The sequence below is a fragment of the Kitasatospora sp. NPDC048407 genome, assembly GCF_043200475.1.
Classification (GTDB): Bacteria; Actinomycetota; Actinomycetes; order Streptomycetales; family Streptomycetaceae; genus Kitasatospora.
Map to the genome: position 1 here is coordinate 308157 of NZ_JBICXW010000007.1, position 6616 is coordinate 314772.

7 protein-coding genes are annotated in these 6616 nt (G+C 67.5%); 1 reads left to right on the forward strand and 6 read right to left on the reverse strand.

Features of this window, described 5'->3' with window-relative positions; genetic code table 11:
• Positions 1-277 precede the first annotated feature (277 nt).
• Positions 278-1399, forward strand: a complete 1122-nt coding sequence (locus ACGFWJ_RS17015) for a hypothetical protein (protein ID WP_392949982.1) — start codon at positions 278-280, stop codon at positions 1397-1399.
• A gap of 29 nt (positions 1400-1428) precedes the next feature.
• Here ACGFWJ_RS17015 and ACGFWJ_RS17020 read toward each other — a convergent pair whose 3' ends face one another.
• The 6 genes from ACGFWJ_RS17020 to ACGFWJ_RS17045 all read right to left on the reverse strand — a co-directional run bounded on the left by ACGFWJ_RS17020 (position 1429) and on the right by ACGFWJ_RS17045 (position 6400).
• Positions 1429-1989 carry an ATP-binding protein gene (locus ACGFWJ_RS17020; protein ID WP_392949985.1) on the reverse strand — a complete coding sequence of 187 codons (561 nt, stop codon included), beginning with the start codon at positions 1987-1989 and terminating at the stop codon, positions 1429-1431.
• 149 nt (positions 1990-2138) lie between these two features.
• Positions 2139-2873, reverse strand: a complete 735-nt coding sequence (locus ACGFWJ_RS17025) for a class I SAM-dependent methyltransferase (protein WP_392949988.1) — start codon at positions 2871-2873, stop codon at positions 2139-2141.
• A gap of 35 nt (positions 2874-2908) precedes the next feature.
• The gene (locus ACGFWJ_RS17030; RefSeq protein ID WP_392949991.1) at positions 2909-3595 is read right to left on the reverse strand and encodes a class I SAM-dependent methyltransferase; all 687 of its coding nucleotides are present in this window, start codon (positions 3593-3595) and stop codon (positions 2909-2911) included.
• Positions 3596-3637: 42 nt separating this feature from the next.
• On the reverse strand, positions 3638-5005 hold the full coding sequence (locus tag ACGFWJ_RS17035; RefSeq protein ID WP_392949994.1) for a hypothetical protein: 1368 nt from the start codon (positions 5003-5005) through the stop codon (positions 3638-3640).
• A 2-nt stretch (positions 5006-5007) separates the two neighbouring features.
• Complete coding sequence (locus ACGFWJ_RS17040; protein ID WP_392949996.1) at positions 5008-5772, reverse strand: hypothetical protein; 765 nt, start codon at positions 5770-5772, stop codon at positions 5008-5010.
• A 43-nt stretch (positions 5773-5815) separates the two neighbouring features.
• On the reverse strand, positions 5816-6400 hold the full coding sequence (locus tag ACGFWJ_RS17045; protein ID WP_392949999.1) for a hypothetical protein: 585 nt from the start codon (positions 6398-6400) through the stop codon (positions 5816-5818).
• Between the last annotated feature and the right edge of the window lie 216 nt (positions 6401-6616).

Genomic DNA, 6616 nt, shown 5'->3' on the forward strand with positions numbered 1-6616 from the left:
CGTGGTGGGGAGGATGTCGTACTGGTCGAGGTCGGCGGGCTGGACGAAGGGGGCCGTCAGCCCCGTCGTTGATCGTCGCCTGGCCGTCGAGGGGACAGCCGATACAGGTGTTCTCGCACTGCTCGGGAGCCGCCGTCACGCCAAGCGCCTTCAGATGCCCATCACGCTGATCGCTGTTGCCCCTCTCAGCTGAAACGTGCCTAGGACGATCCAGGCAGAACCGACCCGGTCCCGAAATTCACCTCTCTCGTGAACCGTCCGCTGAGAGACTAGGGCAGTGACCACTCCTGCCTTTAACTCGCGCGCCTTCGAGCTTGTCTGGCCTCGATGGATCGCGGCTGCCGAGATTGATCGCCTGATGGCGCTTAACGCGACGGGCCGCACCCACGATTGGGCCGAGCAGTGCACGTTGTTCCTGACGGAGGCGTTCACATCAGCGGAGATTGCCGACAAGTTCGAGGGCATGAGCGGCTGGACACCGTGGGAGCCCGAGAAGCAGAGCCAAGCCTCCTGGTTGGATGACCTGCGTACCAACCTTGACGACTGCCCTACCAAGGGCGAGCGCATGCCGTACTGGTCCGCGCGTCGAGGAGCCTCCCGTCAGACCTCGAAGACCGACCTGCCGGCCACTTGCCGCCGCTTCGCATCGCTGGTCGCTCGGCTCGATGACGCCGGCTATTTCGCCTCAGCCATGGGCCAGCCCTGTGTCGATGACAGCACGATCGGATCGCTTGGCACTTTCCCCATCGAGGAACTGCATCGCCAATTGGGCCGAGAGGGCGGCCTTTGGCCGGTTCAGCGGTTTGGCGAGCATTACGACCTGGACGATCTCTGTGACGTGATCGAGTTCCTGGCGGATCACGTGCGGCGGCCTACCCGAAGGCACTACCACTCATACAGCAACTGCGGTTGGCACTACGACGAGTTCGACTCCGAGCGTGGCCAGCAGCTTTACCGGTCAGAGGTCAACGTGCTGCTCGCTGAGAGCGAGATCGGGCTGATGCTTGCCGAGAGTGGTCGCCTCGAGATGGTCGCCCCAGGCGTTGTGGAGGAGCTGGTGACAGCCGTACGCGCCGCTGAGAATGTGCACGATGCTGACGACATGGAGCTGGAGCACGCACTGAGCCAGTTCCGAGTTCGCGGAGCAAGCCCGATGGACCGGCGGCAGTCAGTCATCGCACTCGCTGGGATTCTGGAGCGGCGACGAGCACTGATCAAGACACACCTGCTCAGCAAGGACGAAGGGGCGCTGTTCCAGATTGCCAACCAGTTTGGCATCCGCCATCAGGATGCCAAACAGCAAACGGAATACGACTCTGAGCTCTACCTCGAGTGGATCTTCTACTGGTACGTCGCCACGATCAATCTCACGAACAAGATCGCGGCAGCACAGGTTTGATCCACACCGACCTGTCCCTCGCCCTGCACCTATAGCTCGCGCAATCCGACTAGAACTCGTCCGATCAGAAATGGATCGGAAATCGGGCCGGTGGCGCTGGCTGACTCGGCGCGTTCCACGGGCTGCTCGACGTGTACCAATCCGGACCGTCCCGGGCCCTGGAGCAGGAGTTCGGCCCAGACAACCTTCCCAGGCGATGCCGGGTAGTGGCCCCAACGGTTGGACATCTCGCTCACCAAGAACAGCCCGCGTCCGCCAGTGGCTTCCACGCCTACCTCTCGCCTTACTGGTGGCTGGGGATCGCGGTCTGCGACTTGGACGAGCAGGGCCGTTCCTGTCAGCTGGAGGGTGAGGGTGAACGTGCTGACGGCGGACAGGCTCGAGTATCCGGTGCTCTGCGACTCATTGCCGGCCGGATGGCGGACCGCGTTGGTGGTGAGCTCGGAGACGATGAGGTTGGCCGTCTCGATGACAGGGCCCGGGATCTGCCAGCGGCGCAGGATGTCGGCGGAGTGCCGACGGGCCCAGGGCACCGCGTTCGGGGTATCGGCCAAGGTCAAGTGGCTGATGTACGGATGGCCTTGAGACATGAGGTGCCTCCCGCTCGGGGCTGCGTAGGCGTGCAGGTGCCTGCTGTTGGCGTTGATCAGTGGTCCCGCGTCCCGTGGTGGCCGGGTTGCCGGCCACCACGGTCAGAGGCCCTGTGCGCTCCCGTGCGGATCGCTCGCGGGCTACGCGGCTACTTCGTGGCGACCACGTAGACGCTGGCCCACTGACGCTTCGGGTTGGCCATCGTGGGGTCGAAGGTCCACGGCGCGATGGTGCGGAAGCCCGCCTCGGTGAAGAGCTGGGCGAGCTTCTCGTGGTCGTACGCCCAGTAGTGGGGGTTGTAGGTCGGGTCGTCGTCCTGGTCGCGGAAGACGTAGTTGATGAGGTCGAGGTAGGTGTTGATGTCGTCTCGGCACTGCCGCTTGGCGTACCACCGGTCGATCATCTCGGCGGCCTGGTCCGGCGGTGCCGGGTACGGGTTCAGGACGAAGGCGGCGTCGGGGACGCCGGTGATGAGTTGGCCGCCGGGCGTGAGGGCGCGGTGGGCCTCGCGGGCGTAGTACTTGGCGGAGCGCGGGTAGTCGATGTGCTCCAGGAAGTGCTCGGAGAAGATCGTCTCGGTGCTGGCATCGGCGAGTGGGATGCCCTCGCGTACGTCCCACAGGAGGTCGGCCGGCGGGACGATGTCGATGTTGAAGAAGCCATCGATGCGGTGGCCGCCACCGCCGATCTGGACATTGGCGGGGTCGGGCTTGAGGACGCCATCGGGCAGGGCGGCGACGCTGGTCCGGTGGTGGCGGTGCAGTTCGACTTCCTTGACCGCCGCCCGGAGGGCGCGGGCGAGGCCGTGCGTGGTCGCGGGTGAGTCGAGGGCCTGGTCGAGTTGGGCGAGGAGGGCGGTTATCTGCTGGTCGTGCGGGCTCATCGGGGGTCTCGCTTCCTGGGGCGCCTGGGTGGTGGTCAGGTGGTTCGGGAGCTGAGCTGTTCGATCTTCCACAGGCCCAGCCCGTTGCCGGGGTGGTGCCGACCGCCGTCCGTGAAGTCGGTGTCGAAGTGCTCGACGGGCTCGGGCAGGTGGAACGGCGCCGCCTGAAGGTTGAGCGGGCGCCAGTGGGTGTCCGTGGTGTCGCGGTTCTCGGCTTCGCCGACGTAGGTGGTGGCGAGCAGGTAGGTCGAGCCGCTGGCGGAGACGCGGTCGAGGAACGTGAGCACCTCGTGGTGGGTGAGGTGGACGAGGCAGTCTCGTGCGATGACGAGGCCCGCTGCCGGGATGTCGTCCCTGCTCAGGTCGGCCTGCCGGAAGGAGATGCGCTCGCTGCCGTGCCGTTCCTGGTTGAGCTGGACGAGGTCGGGGACGATGTCGAGGCCGACGTAACCGTCCAACTGGTCGAACCCGTCGACCTGGCGGATCCAGTTGACGTCGCCGCATCCGGCGTCCGTGATGGTGCGGATCGGGTAGCGCGCGAGAACCGAGGCGAGGGCGGCCCGGACGGCCTCGGTCTGACGGATCTCGGAGCCGGGACCGGAGACCGACTCGGGGGATCCCCAGTGGTTGGTGCGGTAGATCTCGGTGAAGAGCGTCTCGGCGGGCTGGGTGGGTGCCGGCCAGGCAGCGGTGGACAGGGTGGCGGGGCCGTGGGTGGGCATGCGTCTCCTCTGCGATCGTCGTCGAGGGGCGTGGGGCAGCGGTCAGCGGCTGCTGTTGCGCATGAGCGTGTACTTGATGTCGACCAGGCGCGGCGCGATGCTGAGCGCCAGCTGCTCGGTCGGGTGGAGGTGCCCGGCGTTGTCCGGCTCGGCACGCCAGACGCGGTAGTCCAGGTTCGGGTAAGCGGGGTTGATGCCGATCTCGCCCTTGGGCATCGTGCCGTTGAACGGCGCGACGATGTCCATGTGGTTCCAGTAGTTCCAGGCTTGCAGGGCCTTGTGCTGGTCGAAGTAGAAGTAGAAGTCGGGGTAGCGGCCGAAGCTGCGGAGTTCGCGGTGGATGAGGTGGCCGAGCAGTGGGCCGAGTTGGGTGGCGAGGCTGTCGAACTCCCAGCGCGTGCGGTGCCAGGCTTCGGGCACCTGCCCGCTGGTGAAGAGCCGGGCCGCCACGAGGTAGCTGATCCGCTCGACCATGTACGCGCGGGCGTGGTCAGCGTCGATGGTCAGGTCCACCCGCTGCAGAAGTGCCGCCAGCTGCTGCGGGCGGGGACGGAACCTGGCGAGGTTGAACTTGCCGGCCATGTCGGGGAAGGAGGCGAACAGCATCTCCTTGTAGAGCCAGTTGTTGAACTCCCCGAGGTCGGCCAGCTGCCGGGTCCGTGCAGAGGTGGAGTGGAGCATCAGGTACTCGGCGAGGGCCTCGAAGCAGAGATAGCCGAGGATCGGCAGCCGGGGGATGGCTGCATCCAGCAGCTGCAGGAAGCCCTCCGTGGCCACAGTCGAGCCCTGGTAGACGATGCCGGCGGCCAGGGCCAGGAACGCGGCCGAGTTCTTGATCCGGCCGACGACGGTCTCGCGCAGGTGGTGACGCTCGGTCTTGCTGAGCAGGTACTCCAGGTCGGTGTAGATCTGCAGGTGGATCGAGCCCAGCCGCAGGTAGTCCACGCCCGCCAATCCGCGATACGCCTGGGGCGGCGCGGTGATCTCGAAGATCAGCGGCGTGGGTGCGCGTCCGCCCAGGCCGACCCTGGCGAGGGAGGCGGGGGCCTCCTTGGTGAGGACGTAGGCGGCCAGGTTGTGCATACGGAAGCCGTGCTCGGTCGCTGTGAGCGGCGCGCAGTAGATGCTGCCGACGAGGCATCCGCCGGAGGGGTAGAGCACCCCCTCCTCGCTGATCTCTTCCAGGGCGTGGGTGACGTGGAGCAGGTGCAGCTTGCCGTCGCTGCTCAGGCTGTCGAAGAGCGCGTTCTTGCGGAGCAGGCTGCCGTTCGGCGTCTCGTCGGTCAGGCGCTTGTGCCAGGCGGCTGTCTGGGCTGCCAGCGGGTCGGCGTGCCCGGTGTCGGGCAGCAGCGCGGAGTCGAAGAAGGCGTGCGCGTCGGCCCACAGGTCGTAGGCGTCGCGGAAGCTCACGTCTACACCAGCCCCTTCTCGGCGACCGCGTACAGGACGGCTTCGGCGCTGCTGGCTCCGGCGAGGTGCGCGGTCTCGGAGACGGCGACGAGGTCGAAGGCCACGGCGCGGAGCTGGTCGAATGCCGGCTCACGAACGTGCCGCGCGTCGGGCCACCAGGTGAGCTTGGGCAGGCGGTAGCGGTCGAGCGCGTCTGCCGCCTTGACCAAGTCGCAGATGAGCCCGGCGCGGTGGCAGTCGGCCTGGTCGTCCAAGCAGAAGGCGCCGTACGGCACGTCGTGTAGGCGGATGGCGGTTGTTGCCTGGATGATCCGCCGGGGCGTGGCCACCAAGCCGAAGTGGGTCCAGACGGTGTCGGCGTTGGCGGCCAACCAGACGGCGGCACGAGCACCGTGGCCACGGTCGTCCTGATCGTGCAGGCGCTGGCAGTCGTGGACGGCTGCTGCCAGGACGACCGTGGCGGTCTCGGTGTCGTCCAGCTCGTGGATCTCAGCGAGCAGAGCGGCCAGTGCGGCGGTCCGCATGCTGTGCCTGAGACCGTGGAGCGAGTCGTGGAGGCGAGGCTCCGCCAGCCACGTTGCCGGAAGAGCGGACCGGCTCAGGAGGTGCTTCGAGGCCGGCCGCAGGGGCGGCGGCCAGGCCGCGCCGAGGTCGGGCCGGTTGGCCTTGATCCACTCAACGGTTGCCGGGTCCATGTACTGGTGGTGCGGCAGCTGCCTTCGGGCAGCCAGGTCGACCAGACTCGTGGTCGTCGGGGTCGTGCTCATCTGTGCCCACCCCCTTCTGGTGGTCTACCGCGGTGACGTGCTCCTACCGGATCGGCGCGGCCTGTGCCTCGCGGGCCTTACGCTCCTGCTCGGCGGCCTCGAAGGCGGCGGCGAAGTCGGCCAGCTCCTGCTCGCTCATCAGCGTCACGCCGAGCTCGGCGGCGACATCGATGATCTGGGCGCTCGCCTCGTCGCGGGCAGCGTCCGAGGCGCCGTCGTCGAGCAGCACCTCGAACTCGGCGTGGTAGCCCCATGCCTCGCTCCACTTGAGCGCGATCTCCACGCCCTGGTAGCGGAAGTTGTGGCGGAAGTTGAACGCCTCGTGCATCGCGTTCTCGAAGCCGAGGGCGTTGAACACCTTCACGGCCGACGGAACGTCCTCCCGGGCGATGGCGAACTCGGTCTCGGGGAAGGCGGCGCCCTGACCGATCCTGCTGCCCTTAAGGGTGATCTTGGCGGTGCCAGCAGCGGTGTTGTCCGTGACTTTGAGCAGTTGTTCGGGCAGCACGTAGAAGTAGATGTGCTTGGCGTCGTCGCCCAGGTCCTCGCTGTCCCGGCTCAGACGGTCCATGAGCCGGTCGTGGGTCTCCTTGTCGAAGCGAGCACGCATCTCGATCTCGACAGCCACGGTCGTGTCTCCTCGTTTTAGGCATGGCGAATCCAGCCGAACCAGGACGGGTGGGCCCCTGGCTGGTCCGGATGGGACGGCGTGGAGTTGATGGTTGGTACCGGGTGGTGGGGGGGGGGGGGGGGGGGGGGGGGGGGGGGGGGGGGGCGGGGGGGCGCGGGGGCCGGGGGGGGGGGGGCGCGGGCCGCGGCGGGGGCGCGCCGGGGCGCCGCGCGC